General features: G+C 70.2%; 15 protein-coding genes. 12 read left to right on the forward strand and 3 right to left on the reverse strand.

The window, feature by feature from the left end:
- Positions 1 to 4: 4 nt before the first annotated feature.
- A complete protein-coding gene (locus QFZ50_RS16990; protein ID WP_307086157.1) occupies positions 5 to 2,089 on the reverse strand; it encodes a beta-galactosidase in 2,085 nt (694 codons plus the stop codon).
- Positions 2,090 to 2,268: 179 nt separating this feature from the next.
- Between QFZ50_RS16990 and QFZ50_RS16995 the strand changes: the two genes are divergently transcribed.
- From QFZ50_RS16995 to QFZ50_RS17040, 10 genes are all read left to right on the forward strand, one after another.
- A complete protein-coding gene (locus tag QFZ50_RS16995; RefSeq protein ID WP_307086159.1) occupies positions 2,269 to 3,570 on the forward strand; it encodes an ABC transporter substrate-binding protein in 1,302 nt (433 codons plus the stop codon).
- 75 nt (positions 3,571 to 3,645) lie between these two features.
- A complete protein-coding gene (locus tag QFZ50_RS17000) occupies positions 3,646 to 4,671 on the forward strand; it encodes a carbohydrate ABC transporter permease (protein ID WP_373462290.1) in 1,026 nt (341 codons plus the stop codon).
- A gap of 1 nt (position 4,672) precedes the next feature.
- Positions 4,673 to 5,563: a carbohydrate ABC transporter permease gene (locus QFZ50_RS17005; protein WP_307086161.1), complete on the forward strand. Its 891-nt coding sequence runs from the start codon at positions 4,673 to 4,675 to the stop codon at positions 5,561 to 5,563.
- Positions 5,564 to 5,582: 19 nt separating this feature from the next.
- Positions 5,583 to 6,626, forward strand: coding sequence for a LacI family DNA-binding transcriptional regulator (locus QFZ50_RS17010; protein WP_307086163.1), 1,044 nt, complete (start codon positions 5,583 to 5,585; stop codon positions 6,624 to 6,626).
- A gap of 176 nt (positions 6,627 to 6,802) precedes the next feature.
- The gene (locus QFZ50_RS17015; protein ID WP_307086166.1) at positions 6,803 to 11,818 is read left to right on the forward strand and encodes a rhamnogalacturonan lyase family protein; all 5,016 of its coding nucleotides are present in this window, start codon (positions 6,803 to 6,805) and stop codon (positions 11,816 to 11,818) included.
- Positions 11,819 to 11,936: 118 nt separating this feature from the next.
- Positions 11,937 to 13,211 (forward strand): Nramp family divalent metal transporter, encoded by a 1,275-nt coding sequence (locus QFZ50_RS17020; protein ID WP_307086168.1) that lies wholly within the window; start codon positions 11,937 to 11,939, stop codon positions 13,209 to 13,211.
- A 67-nt stretch (positions 13,212 to 13,278) separates the two neighbouring features.
- Entirely contained in the window at positions 13,279 to 13,620 is a 342-nt protein-coding gene (locus QFZ50_RS17025; protein WP_307086169.1) for a thiamine-binding protein, read from the forward strand.
- A 48-nt stretch (positions 13,621 to 13,668) separates the two neighbouring features.
- Positions 13,669 to 14,205 carry a GNAT family N-acetyltransferase gene (locus QFZ50_RS17030; RefSeq protein ID WP_307086171.1) on the forward strand — a complete coding sequence of 179 codons (537 nt, stop codon included), beginning with the start codon at positions 13,669 to 13,671 and terminating at the stop codon, positions 14,203 to 14,205.
- Positions 14,206 to 14,215: 10 nt separating this feature from the next.
- Entirely contained in the window at positions 14,216 to 15,028 is an 813-nt protein-coding gene (locus QFZ50_RS17035) for a spermidine synthase (protein ID WP_307086174.1), read from the forward strand.
- A gap of 88 nt (positions 15,029 to 15,116) precedes the next feature.
- Positions 15,117 to 16,847 carry a cation:proton antiporter gene (locus QFZ50_RS17040; protein ID WP_307086176.1) on the forward strand — a complete coding sequence of 577 codons (1,731 nt, stop codon included), beginning with the start codon at positions 15,117 to 15,119 and terminating at the stop codon, positions 16,845 to 16,847.
- A 12-nt stretch (positions 16,848 to 16,859) separates the two neighbouring features.
- Here the strand turns inward: QFZ50_RS17040 and QFZ50_RS17045 are convergent, their stop codons facing one another.
- Positions 16,860 to 17,750 (reverse strand): LysR family transcriptional regulator, encoded by an 891-nt coding sequence (locus QFZ50_RS17045; protein WP_307086178.1) that lies wholly within the window; start codon positions 17,748 to 17,750, stop codon positions 16,860 to 16,862.
- 132 nt (positions 17,751 to 17,882) lie between these two features.
- Here QFZ50_RS17045 and QFZ50_RS17050 point away from each other — a divergent pair, with 132 nt between their 5' ends.
- A complete protein-coding gene (locus QFZ50_RS17050) occupies positions 17,883 to 19,289 on the forward strand; it encodes an MFS transporter (protein WP_307086179.1) in 1,407 nt (468 codons plus the stop codon).
- Positions 19,286 to 20,071, forward strand: coding sequence for a 3-hydroxybutyrate dehydrogenase (locus QFZ50_RS17055; RefSeq protein ID WP_307086181.1), 786 nt, complete (start codon positions 19,286 to 19,288; stop codon positions 20,069 to 20,071). Before QFZ50_RS17050 ends, QFZ50_RS17055 begins: the two co-directional genes overlap by 4 nt.
- A gap of 33 nt (positions 20,072 to 20,104) precedes the next feature.
- On the opposite strand, the gene QFZ50_RS17060 is transcribed toward QFZ50_RS17055, so the two are convergent.
- Positions 20,105 to 21,556 (reverse strand): NCS2 family permease, encoded by a 1,452-nt coding sequence (locus tag QFZ50_RS17060; RefSeq protein ID WP_307086183.1) that lies wholly within the window; start codon positions 21,554 to 21,556, stop codon positions 20,105 to 20,107.
- Positions 21,557 to 21,601 lie beyond the last annotated feature (45 nt).

Below are 21,601 nucleotides of genomic sequence, written 5' to 3' on the forward strand. Positions count from 1 at the left end.
GCGGTTACTGCTCCTGCTGTTCCTGCTGCTCCACGACGGCGGAACCACCCGCCGCGAGGAGCTCGCCCGCCGTGACGGTCCTGCCGCTCACGAGGTCGGTGCCGCCGACGGGCAGTGGCGCGTCGGCGTCGGTGTGGTTGAGCACGAAGGTGAACGTCGCCCGGTCCGAGGTGCGGCTGACGGTCTCGACGCCGGCCGGGGACGGGCCGTCCGGGATCCCGGCAACGGACAGGGCCTCGCCCAGCAGCGCATCGAGGGCCGACGCCGCGGGCCGGGTGGAGATGTACCAGGCCGTGCCCTTGCCGAAAGCGTTCACGGTGACCGCGGGCTTGCCGGCAGCCGGGCCGGAGGCGTAGGCGGTATGCGTCCGGGCGCCGTCGAGCTCGAGGTCCTCGGCCCAGACGTCAGCGGTGGAACCGCCGTCGAGGGTCACGGACTCGTGCCGGCGCAGCGGCAGCCATTCGGCGACCGTCAGGCCGAGCACGTCCCGCAGCTGTCCGGGATAGCCGCCGGCGGGGACGGCGTCGTGGTCGTCCACCACACCGGAGAAGAAGGACACCACGAGGTTGCCGCCCTCGGCCACGTAGGACTCGAGGTTCAGCCGCGCGGCGGGGGAGACGGCATAGAGGGCGGGCGCGAGCACGAGGTCGTACGCGCCGAGGTCCTGCTCCGGGTGGGCGAAGTCGACGGTCACGCCCCGGTTCCACAGCGCCGTGTAGTAGGCCTCGATGCGCTCGCGGTGGTCGAGGTCCTCGGAGGGCCGCCACTCGAGGTCCTGCGCCCAGAAGGACTCGGTGTCCCAGAGGATCGCGACACGCGCGCCCACCGTGGAACCGCGGACCCCGGCGGCGCGCCCGAGGACGTGTCCGAGTCCGGTCACCTCCCGGAAGATGCGGGACTCGGCGCCCTGGTGCGGGACCATCGCGGAATGGAACTTCTCCGCGCCGAAGCGGGAGGCGCGGAACTGGAAGAACATGACGGCGTCCGCGCCGCGCGCCACATGGCTGAGGCTGTTGCGCAGCATCTCGCCGGGCCGCTTGGCGATGTTCCTCGGCTGCCAGTTGACCGCCGATGTCGAGTGCTCCATGAGCATCCACGGCCTGCCGCCGGCGAGGGACCGCGTGAAATCGGCGTCGAGCGCCAGGAGCACGTGGTTGTCCTCCCGTTCAGCTGTCAGGTAGTGGTCGTTGGCGACGACGTCGACCTCGCGCGCCCAGGACCAGTAGTCCAGGGAGGGGCAGCTGGTGGCCATGAAGTTGGTGGTGACCGGCAGGTCCGGCGTGTACTGCCGGATGGTGTCGCGCTCGAGGACGTAGCACTCGAGCAGCGAGTCGGAGGTGAACCGCTTGAAGTCGAGGCGGTGGGCCGGGTTGACCACCGACGCGCTCAGGCGGGGGGCGTCGATCTCGTCCCACGCACCGTAGCGCTGGCCCCAGAAGGTGGTACCCCAGGCGTCGTTGACGGCGTCGAGTGAGCCGTAGCGCCTGCCGAGCCAGGCGCGGAAGGCCTGCGCGGACTGCTCCGAGTAGCACTCGCTGATAGGGGCGCCGTACTCGTTGTGCACGTGCCACATGCGCAGCGCCGGGTGCGGGGCGTAGCGGCGTGCCAGCTCCGCGGTGATGCGTGCGGCGTGGCGACGGTACTCGGGGGAGCTGGGGGATGCCATGCCGCGCGAGCCGTGGCCGAGGGTCACGCCCTCGCGGGTCACGGGGCGGGCCTGCGGGTACTTCTTCCAGAACCAGGCCGGGGGCGCGGCGGTCGGGGTGCCGAGGTCCACGTCGATGCCGGCGGAGGCGAGGAGGTCCATGATGTCGTCGAGGAAGGTGAAGTCGAACTCGCCGTCGCGGGGCTCGAGCAGGGCCCACGAGAAGATGCCGATGCTGACCAGGTTGATCCCGGCCTGCTGCATGAGCGCGATGTCCTCGAGCCACACGTGCCGGGGCCACTGCTCGGGGTTGTAGTCCCCGCCGTACCGGAGCTGCTGGGTTCCTGCGGGCCAGGACCGGCCGGCGGGAGCGGTGGCGGTGTCCGGAACTGCGGCGCCCGGGACGGCGTCCTGGGTGAGGACCGCGTGGTGGTCAAGCGACATGGAAAAATCCCTTTCGACTGTGTGCGCTCCCAGTTGTAGCACGGACATACCAGGGGGCGTTAGTCCCAAGCCGCCGTCTTGACAGCACGAATAAGCCTGTGCCCTACTGGAACCGCTCACAGTCTGGCGCCGCACGTGTTCGAGAGGCGTACTGGATTGCTTTCGACAAGGAGGACGAAATGCGTTCAATTCTTCGCGTCGGTGCCATGGCTACCGTCGCTGCCACCGCCCTGCTCACCGCGGGATGCTCAAGCCCTGCCGCGGACGCACCCGCTGCGGAAGGCCCCGTGGAGCTCAGCTTCTGGGCCTGGGCACCCAACATCGAGAAGGTGGTGGAGATGTGGAACGAGGAGAACCCCGACATCAAGGTCACCGTCAGCAAGCAGGACGGCGGAGACCCCGCGATCACCAAGCTCCTCACCGCCATCAACGCCGGCAGCGGCGCACCCGACCTGATCCAGGCCGAGTACCAGAAGATCCCCACGCTCGTCGCGTCCGATGCCCTGGCCAACATCTCCGAGGGCGGCGCGGAGCTCGAGGAGAAGTTCCCCGAGGGCGTCTGGTCCTCGGTGACCCTCGGCGGTGACGCGCTCTACGCCGTGCCGCAGGACTCCGGGCCCATGATGTTCTACTACCGCGAGGACGTCTTCGAGGAACTCGGCCTCGAGGTGCCCACCACCTGGGAGGAGTACGCCGACGTCGCCCGCGCCGTGCACGCCTCCGACCCCAAGCGCTACCTCGGCACGTTCTCCGCGAACGACGCCGGCTGGTTCGCCGGCATGGCGCAGCAGGCGGGGACATCCTGGTGGAGCATCGACGGCGACTCCTGGGGGGTCGACATCGACAGCGAGGCCAGCGAGAAGGTCGCCTCCTTCTGGGGCGGACTCGTCGAGGAAGGCGCGATCGACAACAAGCCCATGTACACGCCCGAATGGAACGCCGGCCTCAACGACGGCAGCCAGGTCGGATGGCTGAGTGCCGTGTGGGCGCCGGGCGTCCTGTCCGGCAACGCCGCCGAGACCGCCGGCCTCTGGAAGGCCGCCCCCATGCCGCAGTGGGACGGCGAGGAGGCCACCGGCAACTGGGGCGGATCCTCCACGGCCGTCACGTCGCAGAGCGAGCACGTCGAGGCAGCGACCGAGTTCGCGACCTGGCTGAACACGGACCCCGAGGCCGTCCAGGCCCTCGTCGACGAGACGGGCATCTACCCCGCCGCCACCGACGAGGCCGAGGCGTCGCTCGCCGCCGCTCCCGAGTTCTTCAGCAACCAGCCCGACTTCTACGACGTCGCCGCGGGCGTGGCACAGACGGTCAGCCCGTTCACCTACGGACCGAACGTCAACGTCGCCTTCAGCGCCTACAACGACGAGTTCGCCAAGGCCGCCGACGCGAAGACGGAGACAGCCTTCGTCGACGCCCTGAAGGCCATGCAGGAGATCACCGTCACTGATCTCAAGGACAACGGCTTCAACGTCAAGTAGCCGCACCAGTACCAGCGGTGCCGCCGCCCCGTCCCCTGGGGCGGGCGGCGGCACCGACGTTCGAAGGGGAACACCGTGAGCGTTCAGCCAGCAGTATCCGGGAGCACCGCCGCCCGCGCCGACAGGGCGCCCGGGCCCGCAGGTGACCCACCGACGTCGGGCCGGACCGGCGGCAGCCCCGCGCGGCGCCGGTCGCACCGCTTCCGGTCGCGCGTCCTGACGCCGTACCTGATGCTCGCTCCCGGCATCCTCCTGTTCGCCGTGTTCATGGCGGCCCCCATCTTCTACACGCTCTACCTGAGCTTCCAGCGCGTCGAGGTGTCCGGGCTCGGGCTCGGCTCGGGGGCGCGGAAGCAGGTGTTCGCGGGCCTGGGCAACTACACCGCGGCCCTGGCCGACCCCGAGTTCGCCGCCAGTGTGGGCAGGGTGCTGCTGTACGGGCTCATCCTGATCCCGTGCATGCTCGGACTCGCACTGCTGTTCGCGCTCCTGCTCGACTCGAGGCGGTCCAGGGCCACCACGTTCTCCCGGGTCTCGATCTTCCTGCCCTACGCGGTGCCGGCCGTCATCAGCTCCCTGCTCTGGGGCTTCCTGTACCTGCCCTCGGTCAGCCCGTTCTACTACGTCACGGAGCGGCTCGGCCTCGACGTGCCGCAGATCCTCTCCTCCGGGCTCATCATGTTCGGGATCGCCAACATCGCCCTCTGGGGCGGCGTGGGCTTCAACATGATCGTCATCTACACCTCGCTGAAGGCCGTCCCGAACGACATCTACGAGGCGGCGCGGCTCGACGGCGCCACCGAGATGCAGATCGCGCTCCGGATCAAGATCCCCATCGTGATGCCGTCGCTCATCATGACGGCCCTGTTCTCCATCGTGGCGACGCTCCAGGTCTTCGCCGAGCCCACCACCCTGCGACCGCTGACCAACACCCTCTCGACGAGCTGGACACCGCTCATGAAGGTCTACCGCGACGCGTTCACCCGCGACGACATCTACTCGGCGGCGGCGAGCTCCATCATCATCGCCGCGGCGACCCTCCTGATCTCCTTCGTATTCCTCCGCGTGGTCCAGAAGCGCGCCTTCGGACAGGAAGACTGACATGGCTACCCCCTCCACGCTCACCCCCTCGCTGCGGTCCCGCCGCGACAGCGTCCACGGCCACGAGAAGCCGAGCCCCGTGGCCACCGCCCTGCTGCTCCTTGGAGCGCTCTACTGCCTGCTCCCGGTGCTGTGGGTCCTCATGGCCTCCACCAAGGACGGCTCCGAGCTCTTCTCCACGTTCACCTTCGCGCCCAGTTCGCACCTCTTCGCCAACATCGCCGAACTGAGTGGGTACCGCGACGGCCTGTTCTGGCGCTGGATGGCCAACACGGCGCTCTACGCGGGGGCGGGGGCCATCGCCTCGACCGTCGTCTCGGCGCTGTCCGGCTACGTGCTGGCGAAGTTCGCCTTCCCCGGCAAGGGTGCGGTGTTCAACATCCTCCTGATGGGCGTGCTGGTACCCGGCGTCATCCTGGCCATCCCGCAGTACTTCCTGATGGCGCAGCTCGGCCTCACCAACACCTACTGGGCCGTGTTCCTGCCGCAGATCATCAGCCCCTACGGCATCTACCTGGCGCGCATCTACGCGGCGGCGGCCGTCCCCACCGACGTCGTCGAGGCCGCCCGGACGGACGGCTCCAGCGAGCTGGGGATCTTCGCGCGCATCGCGATGCCGATGATGCTCCCGGGCCTTGTCACCATCTTCCTGTTCCAGTTCGTGGCCATCTGGAACAACTTCATGCTGCCGTACATCATGCTCGGCGACGACTCCCTGTTCCCCATCACCGTGGGCCTCAACGGACTGCTGAACCAGGGGGCGTCGGCGCCCGCGCTGTACACCCTCGTGGTGACCGGGGCCCTGCTGTCCATCCTGCCGCTGATCCTGATGTTCCTCCTGCTGCAGCGTTTCTGGCGCGTCGACCTCGCTGCCGGCGCCGTCAAGGCGTGAGCGGGCTGCGGGATACGCTATGTCCGTGACCAGCGCCCGGGGCTCCAAGCGGCCCACCATCGACGACGTCGCCAAGGCGGCAGGCGTGTCCCGGGGCACCGTGTCGCGGGTGCTGAACGGCGGCCACTGGGTCAGCCCGGATGCCCTCGCAGCGGTCGAGCTGGCCATCAAGAGGACCGGTTACCGCATCAATCCGCACGCGCGCAGCCTCGCGACGAGCAAGGCCAACACCGTGGCGTTCCTGCTGAGCGAGACCCAGGAGCGCCTCTTCGAGGACCCGAACTTCTCCATCCTCATGCGGGGTGCGTCCGAGGCGCTCGGGGAGCACGACGTCTCCCTCGTCCTCATCATGGCCGGCACCAAGGACGAACAGAGGCGGGCCCGCGACTTCATCACGGCCGGGCACGTCGACGGCGTCCTGCTGGTCTCCTCGCACGCGCGCGGCCAGTCCATCGTCGGCGAGATCCACCGATCGGGCGTGCCGATGATCGCGTGCGGCATCCCGCTCGGTTTCGAGGGCAAGATCGGCTACGTGGCGGCCGACGACGTCGCCGGAGCCCGCGACATGGTCGCCTATCTCCGTCGGCTCGGCCGCGCGCGGATCGCGACGATCACCGGACCCATGGACACCTCCGGTGGCGTCGGGAGGCTGCGCGGCTACCGCGAGGAGATGGGCCCCGACTTCGACGAGCGGCTGACCGCCCCCGGCGACTACAGCCGGGAGAGCGGCCGCCTGGCCATGCTCCGGCTCCTCGAGCAGTCGCCGGACCTGGACGCCGTCTTCGCGGCGAACGACCTCATGGCCGCCGGTGCGCTCGACGCGCTGCGGGCCGCCGGCCGGCGGGTTCCCGAGGACGTGGCCGTGGCCGGCTTCGACGATTCCCCGGTCGCGACGGACACCGAGCCTGCCCTGACCACGATGCGCCAGCCGTTCGGACGCATCAGCCACGAGATGGTCCGGATCCTGCTCGGTGTCATCCGGGGCGAGGATCCCGCGGCGATCATCCTGCCGACGCACCTGGTGGAGCGCGGATCCACGGGCGGGGTGCCGGTCCCCGCCTGATCCGGACGCGTTTGGGAAGCGTTTTCCCAAATTCCTTGATCCTCGTCCCGGTCGCCGTTAGGCTGACGGCAAGTCCCCGTTGTCTCACTGTCCGACGCCGCCGTACCCGGCGTCGGAGCAGGGCGGGAACGACTCCCGACACCGTTTTCAATGACGAAACGAGAAGGTACCCCTTCATGCCCCACTCCGGTCTCAACCGCGCCCTTTTCCACTCTCCGCTGCTCGCCGGCGTGACGATCCTCGGGCTCTCGCTCGCAGGGACGCCCGCGCTGGCCCTCGATCCACCACCCCCGGCGGCCACGGAAGCGCCGTCGTCGCTGCCCGCCCCGACGAACCTGCGCCTGGCGCACGTCGGCGACGGCTCGGTGATGCTCCGCTGGAACGAGGTCGCCGGAGCCACCGGCTACGTCGTGTCGCGTGCCGACGCCGTCGACGGCGAGTACGTCGGAGTCGCCGAGACGAGCGGCGACGTCTTCGTGACGGACAGCTCCGTGGACACCTCGGCGCCGCACTTCTACCGCGTCCAGGCGCGCGCTGCCGACGGCATCACCGCGCCCTCGGCCGCGACGGCGTCCAGCTTCTTCAACAATCCGCCCGCCCTGCCCGACAGCGGCCTGCTCACCTTCGACCTCGGGTCCGGGGCCGTCGCGCCCGGGGCCACGGCGCTGGGCGCATCCTCCGCCTACGGGCCCCGCTCGCGGACCGGCTTCGTCGATCCGTCGAAGGTCACCGCGACGGACCGCGGAACCGCCGACGCCACCCGCTCCGACTTCGTGACCGTGGGTGACACCGAACTGGTGGTGGACCTGCCCAACGGCGACTACACCGTGGCCCTCGTCGCCGGCGATGCCGCCGGCCCCACGGACATCGCGATCGTGGCCGAGCAGATGACCAAGGTGCAGCCCACCACCCGGACGGCCGGACAGTACCTCGAGATGTCCTTCGACATCGCCGTGGTGGACGGACAGCTCAACCTCGACTTCGCGGGGACCGCCGCCAACCTGAACGCCCTGACACTCACGCGGCAGGCCGAGCGGGCGCAGGCACCGACACCGACGGTGTGGCTCACGGGGGACTCGACGGTCCAGACGTACCGCTCCGACGTCGCCCCCCAGGCGGGGTGGGGCCAGATGATCGAGCGCTTCCTCGACGACGACGTCGCCGTGGACAACAGGGCGATCGGCGGGCGCAGCTCGAAGAACTTCATCAGCCAGGGGCGGCTCGACGAGGTGCTCCGCGGGATCAAGCCCGGCGACTACCTCTTCGTCCAGTTCGGACACAACGACAACAGCTACGGCGTCGACGACCGCTTCGCCGCTCCCGCGGACTACTACGAGTACCTGCGCACCTATGTGGACGGAGCCCGGCAGCGCGGCGCCACCCCCGTGCTGGTCACCCCCGTGTCCCGCCGGGCGTTCGGACCCGACGGCAAGGCCGTGGTCTCCTTCCCCGCCTATGTCGAGGCGGCGCAGAAGCTGGCTGCGGACACCGGCACGCCGCTCGTGGACCTGGCCGCCTCCAGCCGGGGCTACCTCGACGAGATCGGTGCGGAGACGGCGAAGTCCGTCTACCTCCACGTCCCCGCAGGCGTCTACCCGAGCAGGCCCACGGGCACCGTGGACGACACCCACTTCCAGGAGTACGGCGCCATCCAGATGGCCAGGCTCGTCGCCGGCGGCATCGCCGATCTCGACATCCCGCTCGCCGGCGAGGTCGAGGAGGCGGAACCGCCGGCCGCCGTCCCCGCGGCCCCGGCCGGCGTCGTGGTCGCGAGCGTCTCGAATGCGAGCGCACAGCTGACCTGGGGCGCCGTCGAGGGTGCCGACATCTACCGGGTCTTCCGGAAGGATGCCGGAGCACCCGACGCCGGCTACGCGCTCGTGGCCACGTCGACCCTGCCGCAGACCGCGGTCGGCGGCCTGACGGAGGGCAAGGAGTACGACGTCCGGGTCGTCGCAGTGAACGGGCGCGGGGAATCCACGCCGTCCGCGGCCGTGCGGATCACCGCCAAATCCCCGCTGTACCGGTTCGACGTCCAGCTGGCCGGATCCCCCGTACAACCGGGCTACACCGAGGTGAACCAGACCAGCGCCTACTCCGCGGAGCGCGGCTGGGGCTTCCTGAACACCACCGGACTGACCGGCAGGGACCGCGGCATCGCCTTCACCCCGCCGCCCACGGCCCTCGAACGGGACTTCCTGCTCCCCACGCCGAGCCACGACTTCGCCTTGGACCTGCCCAACGGTTCCTACGCCGTCCGCACCTACAGCGGCGACTGGATCGGCACCAGCCGGTCCAACGTGCAGCTCGAGGGCAAGGACTTCGGGTCCGCCAACGCAGGGCGCGCCGCGGTCGCGCAGAAGACCAGCGAACCCGTGCTCGTCACGGACGGCCAGCTGAACCTCGTGATGACGGGGACCTCCTCGCGCCTCAACGGGATCGAGATCACGCCGCTGCAGCTGGCGCCGTCGGACCTCGCCCTGACGGCCCTCACCATCGACGGCGCCGGCGTGGCCGTCTCCCTCGGCTGGACGGGCGCCGACGGCGCCGCCGGGTACCGCGTGTACCGCACCGCCACGGGATCCGCCGACCGCGTGGCCGTCGGCGACACCACCGTCCCCGAATTCACGGACCGGACGGCCGACGTCGGACTCGAGTACACGTACACAGTGGTCGCGCTCGCGGCCGGCGGCACCGAGTCGGTGGCCTCCGACGCACTGGTGCTCACCACCGTGGACCCCGACGTGGCCACAGCACCGGTGCCCACCGGACTCACCCTCGGAGCCGTCAACAAGAACGACGTGACGATCAGCTGGACACCGTCCGACGGCGCCCTGTTCTACCAGGTCTACCGGGCCGAACCGACGGCGGACGGTTCCCTCGGGGAGTTCGAGCTCGCCGGCCGGGCCGACGGCGCCTCCTTCACGGACACGGACGTCCTCACGACCATCGAATACACCTACGCGGTGGCGGCGGTGAATGCGGGCGGCGCCTCCGACCGCTCCTCCACCCTCACCTCGCCGGCAGCCACCACGCTGCAGCGGCAGGCCGAGCGGCTGGACCGCGCGCCCGTCGCCGTGCAGGGTGAGGGCGGCACCTACGTCGGCTGGCGCATGCTCGGGCTGGACGACGACGGCATCGCCTTCCACGTCTACCGCGACGGCGAGCGCATCACCGACGAGCCCGTCGCCACGAGCACCAACCTGCTGGACGCCGACGGCGCCGCGGACTCCGTGTACCGGGTCAGCTCGGTGGTGGACGGCGTGGAGCGGTGGGTGACCGAGGACTTCGGCGTCTGGGACCAGCAGTACCTCGACGTGCCGATCCAGAAGCCTGCCGATGCCGTCACCAAGGACGGCCAGCCGTACTCGTACAAGGCGAGCGACGCCTCCGTGGGGGACGTCGACGGCGACGGCGAGTACGAGGTGATCCTCAAATGGGATCCGACCAACAGCCGCGACAACTCACAGGCCGGGTACACCGGTACCGTCTACGTGGATGCCTACGAGCTCGACGGCACCCGCCTGTGGCGGATCGACCTCGGGAAGAACATCCGGGCCGGTGCGCACTACACCCAGTTCCAGGTCTTCGACCTCGACGGCAACGGCAAGGCCGAGGTCACGATGAAGACCGCCGACGGTACCGTGGACGGCGCGGGCACCGTCATCGGTGACGCCGCCGCCGACTACCGGAACTCCTCCGGCTACGTGCTGAGCGGCCCCGAGTACCTCACGGTGTTCGACGGCATGACGGGCGCGGCGATCGACACGATCGACTACGTCCCGGCCCGCGGCGACGTCGGAGCCTGGGGCGACACTTACGGGAACCGCGTGGACCGCTTCCTCGCCGGTGTGGCGTACCTCGACGGCGAGAAGCCGAGCGTCGTCTTCAGCCGCGGGTACTACACCCGCGCGGTGATCGCGGCCTTCGACTTCGACGGTACCAATCTCACCTCGCGCTGGACCTTCGACTCCGACGAGTCGGGCAGCCAGTACCGGAGCCAGGGCAACCACGAGTTCTCCGTGGCGGACGTCGACGGCGACCAGAAGGACGAGATCGTCTTCGGCTCCATGACCATCGACGACGACGGCGAGGCGCTCTACACCACGGGCCTCGGCCATGGCGACGCGCTCCACGTCTCCGACTTCGATCCGGCCAACCCCGGGCTCGAGGTCTTCGCGGCACACGAGGACATGGGATCCTCCGGCAACCGTGGCGCCACCTACCGCGACGCGGCGACGGGGGAGATCCTCTGGTCCATCCCGGCGACGCGCGACACCGGGCGCGCGGCGATGGCGGACATCGACCCGAACCACCCCGGCGCGGAGGGCTGGGCGATCGGCGGTGACGCGGCCTACAACTCGCCCGTCGGTCAGCTCCGCTCGTCCTCCGGGGAGCTGCTCTCGGAGAAGATCCCCGCGGCGAACTTCGTCACCTGGTGGGACGGCGACCTGCTGCGCGAGATCACGGACAACGAGTACGACACCGCGGCGGCCGCCGGGGTGCCCACCATCTCGAAGTGGAACCCCGCGGCGCAGGCGGCCGAGGAGATCTACCGGGCCGACGGCACGCTGAGCAACAACACCACCAAGGCGAACCCCGCCCTGCAGGCGGACCTGTTCGGTGACTGGCGCGAGGAGATCGTGACGCGCACGGACGATTCGTCCGCCCTGCGCATCGCCACGACCGTCGACGTCACGGACCACCGGCTCCGCACGCTGCAGTCGGATCCCGTGTACCGGCTCGGGGTCGCCTGGCAGAACACGGCCTACAACCAGCCCCCGCACACCTCGTACTTCCTGGGTGAAGGCATGCAGGCGCCGGCGGCGCCGAGCATCGCCTACACCGGGGCGGACGGCGGGCCGGGCGAGCTCGTCAACCCGGAGCCGGCCTTCGTGCCGGGCCCGGCGGCAGCGAAGGACCTGAAGGCCTCGACGCGCGTGGACCTCGGGCTCGCCGGCGAGAAGTTCGGCCGCGGAGCCCGCGAGGTCACGCTGGAGAACCTCGAGGCGGGCGAGTGGTACTACGTCTACCTCGACAGCACCGGCCTCGGCTGGCGGCAGGCGTCCGACGACGGCGAGGTCACAGTGACCACGCCGGCCGGCACCCGACCGGGGAACAACAGGATCGTCGTCTTCACGGACGACGGCGAGCTCCACGGCTGGGAGGCCCTGCGGGTCACCGGTCCCTGATCCCTGGACGACGCGATGGCCCGGACGCCCGACGTCCGGGCCATCGCCCTGTCCTGGACGGGATGGTCAGGGGGCTTGCTAGGCTCGATGCGACCAACACGACGTCGAGGGGGCAGCGGTGGCTGAACGCAGAGGTGTGGATGTCGAAGGGCTCGAGAAGCCCAAATGGAGACTCGTCGGACCGGGGCTGCTCGCTGCGGCCACCGGGGTCGGCGCCGGTGACCTCGTCGCCACCCTGATCGCCGGGAGCCAGTACGGGTACGCCCTGCTGTGGGCCGCGGTGATCGGCTGCGTCCTGAAGATCATCCTCGTCGAGGGTGTGGGCCGCTGGTACCTCGCGACCGGCAAGACGATCTTCCAGGGCTGGCGCACCCTCGGCAGCTGGACGAGCGTGTACTTCGGCCCGTACATCGTCATCTGGGGCTTCGTCTACGGTGCGACGGCGATGAGTTCCACGGCGCTGCCCCTGCAGGCGCTGTTCCCGGCGATCCCACTCAACGTCTTCGCCGTCGCCTCGGGATTGATCGGCCTCGCCCTCGTCTGGTTCGGCCGGTACGGCCTGTTCGAGAAGATCATGACGGTGATGGTCGGCATCATGTTCGTCTCCGTCGTCGGCTCGGCCGTCCTCGCCACACCGAACATCCCCTCCATGCTCACGGGCCTGGTGCCCACCCTGCCCGAGGGATCGGTCTTCTACGTCCTCGGCCTCGCGGGCGGCGTCGGCGGCACCATCACCCTCGCGGCCTACGGCTACTGGCTGCGGGAGAAGGGGTGGAACAAGCCGAAGTGGATGAAGGTCATGAGGGTGGACAACTCCGTGGCCTACGCGATGACCGGCATCTTCGTGATCTGCATGCTCATCCTCGGCGCCGAACTGCTCTACACCGCGAACATCTCCCTGCAGACCGGTGACCGCGGGCTGCTCGACATGGGCGTGGTCCTCGAGGACCGGTACGGCGTGGTGTGGGCGAAGGTCTTCCTGATCGGCTTCTGGGCGTCCTCGTTCTCGTCCCTCCTCGGCGTCTGGCACGGGGTGAGCCTTATGTTCGCGGACTTCTGGGCCAACTTCCGGAAGAAGGCGGACGACCTCTCCGACGACGACGCGCCGGGCACCCACAGCAAGCCCGCCCGCGCGTACATGCTGTGGCTCACCATCCCGCCGATGCTCCTGCTCCTCCTCGGGCGGCCGTTCTTCCTGATCCTGCTCTACGGCGTCCTCGGTTCGCTCTTCATGCCGTTCCTCGCCATCACGCTCCTGGTCCTGCTCAACAGCACGCGCCTGGCGAAGGAGTGGCGCAACAAGTGGCTGTCGAACGTGTTCCTCGCGGTCACGACGATCGTGTTCCTGGTGCTCGGCGCGAACGAGCTCGTCAAGGCGGTCACGGGAGCCTGACGCCCGCGCCGGGCTTCCGGCCCGAGCCGGCCTCCCGCCGTCGATGCCCGCGTGCCAGACTGGGACCATGCTCGTAGCCTTCAGCGTCGCCCCGTCCGGTTCCTCCGACCTCTCCCGCGAGAATCCCGACGGGTCGGTGCACGCCGCCGTCGCCGCCGCGGTCGCCGTCGTGCGCGAGTCCGGGCTGCCGAACTCCACCGACTCCATGTTCACCACCATCGAGGGCGAATGGGACGAGGTGATGGCGGTGGTCAAGCACGCCACCGAGGCCGTCGGCCGCTACGGCAGCCGCGTGTCGCTCGTGCTGAAGGCGGACATCCGGCCCGGGTACACCGGCGAACTGACCGGCAAGGTGGAGCGGCTGGAGGCGGCACTCGCCGAGCAGGAGCAGTTCGAGGGCCACTCCTGACCCACGCCGGACGCCCGATCGGTGGCTTCAGGCCACTAAACTGGCATCGTGACACAGCCCCTGCTGACGCTGCCCTACGTGATCCGGCCTGCCACGGTCGACGACGCCGAGGCCTACGCCCGCACGCACGTGGCAGGGCTGCACGAGACGTACGAGCAGATCATGCCGCCGGAGTACCACGCGTTCTACGACGCCGAGCTGCCCGCGATGATCGTGCGGCAGCGGGAGGCGTTCCAGGCAGCGGGACGCACCCCCGGCAGCGCGCGGAGCTGGCTGGCGTTCGACGACGACGGCGAGCCCGTCGCGATCGCGACGTCGGGCCCCGGACGCGACGAGGACAGGCCCGACTTCGAGCTGCACCACATCTACACGCTGCGCTCCACGCACGGCACCGGGCTCGGGCAGCGGCTGCTGGACACCGCGATCGGTACGAGGGCGGCCTACCTGTGGATCCTGAACGACAACCCGCGGGCCGAACGCTTCTACGTCCGCAACGGTTTCACGCCGGACGGGACAGCCATGCTGTGCGGACCCACCTGGCACCACCGGCCGATGTTCCGGATGCACCGCCCCGACCAGAAGTGAGGCCCTCCTGATGGCGAGACCTGCAGGGCCCCGCCCCGAGATCGGCGAGTTCCCGATCGACACCGGGACGTGCGAGCTCGAACCCGATCCCTACAACCCGAACGGCTGGGTGCTGCGCATCAACGGTGTGCCCAGCTCGCACATCGACCTGGCGGACCCACTGCACCTCGACTTCGAGTACATGCGGTGGATCGCGTCGCTCGTCGACTCCCGCTGGGCGTCGTCGGACCGCCTCCGCGCGCTGCACCTCGGTGGGGGAGCCTGCTCGCTGGCCCGGCGGTTCGCGGCCAGCCATCCCCAGGCGCGCCAGGTGGTCGTCGAACTCGACGGGCGCCTCGCCGAACTCGTGCGCGTGTGGTTCGACCTCCCGCGGGCACCCCTCGTCCGCATCCGCGTGGGGGAGGCGCGTGCCGTGACGGAGTCCCTGAGCGAGGACAGCCGCGACCTCGTGATCCGCGACGTGTTCGCCGGCGCCGTGACCCCGGCCCCCCTCACCACGCTGGAGTTCGCGCGGGCGGCCAAGCGGGTCCTCGCCGCCGACGGCGTCTACCTGGTCAACTGCGGCGACAGCCCAGACCTCGCCCTGGCCCGGCGGGAGGCCGCGACCCTCGCCGCCGCGTTCACCAGCACGGTGATCATCGCCGATCCGGCGATGCTCAAGGGCCGGCGCTACGGGAACGTGATCATCGCCGGGAGCGACGCGCCCCTCGGCGAGGACCCGGGGCTGGCCCGCGAGCTGCTCGGCGGGGGAGTGCCGGCGCACCTCTGGCAGGACGACCGCGTGAGGGCCTTCGCGGCGGGCGCCCAGGTCCTCACGGACTGAGGGCGGGCCGGGGCCGGGCGACGTCAAGGGTGGTCCCCGGCCCGGGGCACGGGCTCCTGTCCCCGGGCCCGCCCACTAGGCTGGCGGGGTGGAACTGGGACTGCTGGGCATCATCGGGATCGCCGTCCTGGTCGGCGTGGCCGTGGTCTCGAAGCGCGTGGGGGTCGCGGCGCCGCTCATCCTCGTCGTCGTGGGGATCGGGCTCTCCTTCGTTCCCGGTGTGCCGAGCTTCAGCATCCCCGACGAGTGGATCCTGACCGGCATCCTGCCGCCCCTGCTCTACGCCGCGGCCATCAAGACGCCCGTCACGGACTTCCGCCGGAACTTCACGCCGATCGCCAGCCTGTCCGTGGCGCTCGTCGTCGTCTCGGCCTTCGCCACCGGGCTGCTCCTCCACGCCCTGCTGCCCGGGCTCGGCCTCGCGGCGGCGATCGCGCTCGGTGCGGTCATCAGCCCGCCGGACGCCGTCGCGGCCACCTCGATCGGGCGGCGGCTCGGGCTGCCTCCGCGGCTGCTCACGGTCCTCGAGGGCGAGGGCCTGGTGAACGACGCGACGGCCCTCGTGCTCCTGCGCAGCGCCATCGCCGCGTCCGCCGGTGCGCTGAGCGGCTTCGGGTCGGCGGTGGCCGACTTCGCCTTCGCCGTCGTCGTCGCGGTGCTGGTGGGCTACGCCGTCGGGATGGTGACGGTCTTCATCCGCTCCAGGCTCGGCGACCCCGTGCTGGACACCGCCCTGTCACTGGCCGTGCCCTTCGTGGCCTTCATACCCGCCGAGGAGCTGGGTGCCTCGGGGGTGCTCGCCGTCGTGGTCGCGGGGATCTACACGGGCCACCGCAGCGCGAGCCACTTCGATGCCCGCGCACGGATCAGCGACAACGTGAACTGGCGGACCGTGCAGTTCCTCCTGGAGAACGGCGTGTTCCTGCTCATCGGGCTCGAGCTCCGGAGCCTGCTGCAGAACATCGACCAGTCGCTGCTGACGGTGGGGCAGACGGTGCTGATCGGTCTCCTCGCCACCCTCGCCCTGATCGTGCTGCGCTTCCTCTGGGTCTTCCCCCTCGTGCTGCTGATGCGCTGGCTGCCGAGCCGGGCCGAACGCCGGACGCTGCAGCTGCGGCGGGGCCTCGGCCGCCTCAAGAGACAGCCCACCCTCGATGCACGGCAGGAGAGGCGCAAGCGCGCCCTGACGCGGATGCTGGAGCGACGGAAGGCGGACCTGGAACTCGAACGGCGGGAGGGGTTCGGCTGGAGGGGCGCCACGGTCCTCGGCTGGTCCGGCATGCGCGGTGTGGTGACGCTGGCGGCGGCGCAGTCCCTGCCGGAATCGTTCGCGTACCGGGAGCAGCTCGTGCTGATCGCGTTCACCGTCGCGGTCACCACCCTGCTGGTGCAGGGCAGTACCCTGCCGGCCCTCATCCGGGTGCTGAGGATCGAGGGGATCGACGCCGGGTCCGACCGCGAGGAGTCCGCCACCCTGTTCGACGAGCTGCGCACCGAGGGCCTGCGCGTCCTGGAGGATCCGCAGGCCGTCATGGGCGAGGACATCGAGGTGGACGACGACGTCCTTGAGCGCGTCCGGACGGACACCGGGATGCGGTCCGAGTTCGAATGGGAGAAGGCGCGGCTGCCCGAGCAGAAGCTCGTGCGGTCGCCGCACCGGCAGTACCGCGATCTCCGGCTGGCCGTGCTCGACGCGGAGCGGCAGGCGTTGCTGGCGGCCCGGGCCCGCGGCACCTATTCCTCGCGCGTGCTGGCGAAGGCCCAGCGCATCCTGGACGTCGAGGAGACCCGCCTCCGGCCCCGGAGTGGCGGTTCCTGACCCGGCGGACGGTCAGCGGCGGCCCAGCAGCTGCGTCTCCATGGCAGCGGTCGCGTGCCGCAGCGCGTCGACGACGGCCGCCACCGCCGGCCGGCGCAGCGCGTCCGTCCGCACCACGAGCCAGTAGTCGAGTTCCTCCGCGACCTCGGCGGGGAGGAGGCGGACGAGATCGGCGTGCCGATCCGCCATGAAGCACGGCAGCAGGCCGAGACCCGCACCGGCCCGGGTGGCCTCGACGTGGACGAAGACGTTCGTGGAGCCCAGGGCATCGCGCATGGTGGGCAGGAGCCGGCGGGGCGCGTCGAGGCTGTCCACCTGCAGCATCGAATCGATGAAGTACACGAGCTGGTGGTCCATGGCCTCCCCGAGGGTGCCCGGTGTGCCGTGCGCCGCGAGGTACTCCCGCGACGCGTAGAGGCCGAGGACGTAGCTGCCCAGCCGCTCCGCCTCCGCCCGGTGCACCTGCGGTTCACCGACCACCACCTCGAAGTCGAGTCCCGTCCGGGTCTGCGAGGCCCGGCGGGTCGCGGTGATGATCTCGATACTGAGCCGGGGGTTGTCCGCCCGCAGCCGGGCGAACGCCGGCGCGGCGACGAAGGCGCTGAAACCGTCGGTGGCACTCATGCGCACCACGCCCGCGAGCGCGCCGTCGTCGTTCCCCAACCGGGCGACCGCCTCCGCGACGTCCGCCGCCGCGTCCGCCGCACGCCGGCCCAGGTCCGTCAGCTCCCACCCTCCGCTGCCACGGGACACCACCCGCCCCCCGAGCGCCTTCTCGAGGGCCTCGATCCGCCGGGACACCGTGGTGTGGTTCAGCCCCAGAGCGTCGGCGGCCGTGGTGAAGCGCCCGCTCTGGGCGACGGCGAGCAGCACCACGAGATCCTGGGCGTTGGGCACGGACATATCTGCAGTATTGCAGGGCCCGGGTGCCGATCTGGCCATTGGCGGGCCGGAAAGCTGCAGGGATACTCAGAAGGAACCGCCGGAGCCTCCACGTGGGCCGGCACCCGTGTCAGCGTCGACAGAGGAGATCCCATGAGCGTCAATCAGCGCTCGAACACCCCTGGTAACCAGCAGGACCCCGGAGCGTCGGACGAGACGACCGGCCTCAAGCGGATCGTCGCGGCCGCCATGGTCGGGACGGTCGTCGAGTGGTACGAGTTCTTCCTGTACGCCACGGCCGCGAGCCTGGTGTTCGGGGCGTTCTTCTTCCCCAACGCGGGCTCGGAACTCGACGGCATCATCGCGGCCTTCATCACCTACGCCGTCGGCTTCGTGGCCCGGCCGCTCGGCGGGATCGTCTTCGGGCAGATCGGTGACAAGCTCGGCCGGAAGCACACGCTCCAGGTCACCATCATCCTCGTGGGCGTCGCCACCTTCCTCATGGGATGCCTCCCCGGGTTCGACTCGATCGGGTACTGGGCGCCGGCGCTGCTCGTGATCCTGCGCTTCATCCAGGGCTTCGCGGTCGGCGGGGAATGGGGCGGCGCCGTGCTCCTCGTCGCCGAGCACAGCCCCAACCGGTCGCGCGGGTTCTGGTCCAGCTGGCCGCAGGCGGCCGTCCCGGTGGGCAACCTCCTCGCGACGCTCGTCCTGCTGGGCATGAGCTGGATCCTCCCGCAGGACCAGTTCCTCAGCTGGGGCTGGCGGGTGGCCTTCTGGGTCTCCGCGATCATCGTGGTGATCGGCTACTACATCCGCACGCACGTCAGCGAGGCCCCGATCTTCCTCGAGGCGCGCGAGAAGATCGAATCCGAGAAGGAGGTCGGCTACGGCGTCCTCGAAGTGGTCAAGCGCTACCCGAAGGGCGTCCTCGGGGCCATGGGCCTGCGGTTCGCCGAGAACATCCTCTACTACATCATCGTCAGCTTCACGATCGTCTACCTCAAGACCGTCCACCAGTACGACACCTCGCAGCTGCTGCTCGCCCTCCTGATCGCGCACGCCGTCCACTTCGCCGTCATCCCCCAGGTGGGGAGGCTGTCCGATACCTTCGGACGCAGGCCGGTCTACCTGGTCGGGGTGGTCCTCGGCGCCACGTGGGCGTTCTTCGCCTTCCCGATGTTCGACACCCTGAACGCCTTCCTGATCATCCTCGCGGTCACGATCGGCCTCGTCTTCCACGCCTTCATGTACGCCGGGCAGCCGGCCATCATGGCGGAGATGTTCCCCACCCGCATGCGCTACTCCGGCGTCTCCCTCGGGTACCAGGTGACGTCGATCCTCGCGGGATCCCTCGCGCCGATCATCGCGACGGCCCTCCTGCAGGAGTACGACAGCTGGGTGCCCGTGGCCCTCTACCTCGTGGTCGCCTGCGCCATCACCCTGGTCGCGGTCCTGACCCTGAAGGAGACCCGCGGGGCCTCCCTCCGCGAGGTCGACGCCGAGGACGCACGGCGCCACGGACTGGACACGCCCCTCGCGGGCCGGGTCACGCCATGAGCACGACGGCGTCCCAGCCGGCGCAGGCCCTGACCCCCGGGCCCCTGTCCGGTCGGCGCGCACTGATCACGGGCGGCGCGAGCGGGATCGGCGCGGCCAGCGCCCGTGCGCTCGCCGGCCGCGGGGCGCACGTCGTCGTCGCGGACCGGGACGAAGCCGGTGCCGTCGGCCTGGCCGCCGATCTCGGCGGGGAGGCGTGGGCGGTGGACCTGCTCGACACGCGGGCGCTGGAGTCGCTGACCCTCGAGGCGGACATCCTGGTCAACAACGCGGGCATCCAGACGGTGAGCCCCCTGGAGGACTTCGATCCGGAGGACTTCCGCCGCATCCAGCGGCTCATGGTCGAGGTGCCGTTCCTCCTGATCCGCGCCGCCCTGCCGGGGATGTACGCGAGGGGCTTCGGCCGGATCATCAACATCTCCTCGGTCCACGGACTGCGGGCCTCGCCGTTCAAGTCCGCCTACGTCACCGCAAAGCACGGCCTCGAGGGACTCTCCAAGGTCACGGCCCTCGAGGGCGGCGCCCACGGCGTGACGAGCAACTGCGTCAACCCCGGCTACGTCCGCACCCCCCTCGTGGAGCATCAGCTGGCCGACCAGGCGCGCGTGCACGGGATCAGCGAGGAGGAGGTGCTCGAGCGGATCATGCTCACCGAGTCGGCGATCAAGCGCCTCGTGGAACCGGAGGAGGTCGCCGCGCTCGTCGCCTGGCTGGCGGGCGACGACGCCGCGATGGTGACGGGCTCCTCCTACGTCATGGACGGGGGCTGGTCCGCCCGCTGAACAGGAGTGCCCCCGGCCCGGCGGACCCGGGGATCAGATGCCGAGCAGCTGCTCGATGGGCCCGATGCCGAAGAACACGACGAACGCGGCGGCGACGGCCCACATCAGCGGGTGCACCTCGCGTCCGCGGCCCTGGATGGCGCGGATCAGCACGAAGGCGATGAAGCCCGCGCCGAGGCCGTTGGCGATCGAGTAGGTGAACGGCATGAGCGTGAACGTGAGGAAGGCCGGGATCGCGATGCCCCAGTCCTCGAAGTCGATGCGCCCCACCTGCGCCACCATCATGAAGCCCACCACCACGAGGGCGGGAGCCACGGCCTCGAACGGCACGAGGCTGATGAGCGGCGTGAAGAACATCGCGAGGAGGAACAGCAGGCCCGTCACGACGTTCGCGAGCCCCGTGCGTGCACCCTCACCGATCCCGGCACCGGACTCGACGTAGATCTGGTTGGACGACACCGAGCCCGCCCCGCCGGCCACCGCGCCGAGCGCATCCACGATGAGGACCCGGTCCACGCCGGGGATGTTGCCCTTCGCGTCGACGAGCTTGGCCTCGTTCGCCAGGCCCACCATCGTGCCCATCGCGTCGAAGAAGATGCTGAGCAGGATGGTGAAGGTCAGCAGGACGGCGGCCGTACCGCCGAGGTGGCCGAAGGCGCCGAACAGGCTGACATTGCCCACGAGGCTGAGATCGGGTACCCCCACCCAGGAGCCGGCAGGCAGTTCGGGGACCACGAGGGACCAGCCCGCGGGATTCGGGTCCTGGCCCGGCGTGACGCTCGCGCCCACATCGAAGACGGCCTCGAGCACGACGGCGAGGGCGGTGGCGGCGAGCACGCCGATGAGGATGGCGCCGCGTACCTTGCGGACCACGAGGGCGATCGTCAGGATCAGGCCGAAGACGAAGACCAGGGTCGGCCAGCCGATCAGGACGCCGCCGAAGCCGAGACCCACGGGCACCGTGGTGTTGGCGACGTCGGGCACGCGGCGGACGAACCCGGCGTTGACGAGGCCGATCAGGGCGATGAACAGGCCGATCCCGACCACGATCGCCGTCTTGAGGCTCTCGGGCACCGCGTTGAAGACCGCGGTGCGGAATCCGGTGAGGACCAGGACGAGCATCGTGAGCCCGGCGAGCATCACGAGGCCCATGATGTCCGGCCAGGTCAGGCCGGGGTTGGTCGCCACGGTGATGGCGACGAAGGCGTTGACGCCGAGTCCCGTGGCCAGGGCGAAGGGGTACCGGGCCCAGGCGCCCATGACGATCGTCAGGATGCCCGCCACCAGCGCCGTCACGGCGGCGACGCGTTCGAAGCCCAGCTCCGCGCCGGAGGAGTCGGCCCCGGCGAGGATGAGGGGATTGAGCACCACGATGTAGCTCATGGCGAAGAAGGTGGCGAGACCGCCGCGGATCTCCCGCGAGAAGGTGGACCCCCGCTGCGTGATGTCGAAGTAGCGATCCAGCACGGAACCAGTTTTGAGCATGGGGGATCCTAGGGCGGTAGGGTCGGGGAGCAATCGCGATACATT

Origin of the sequence: Arthrobacter agilis, assembly GCF_030816075.1 — a bacterium.
Lineage (GTDB): Bacteria > Actinomycetota > Actinomycetes > Actinomycetales > Micrococcaceae > Arthrobacter_D > Arthrobacter_D agilis_E.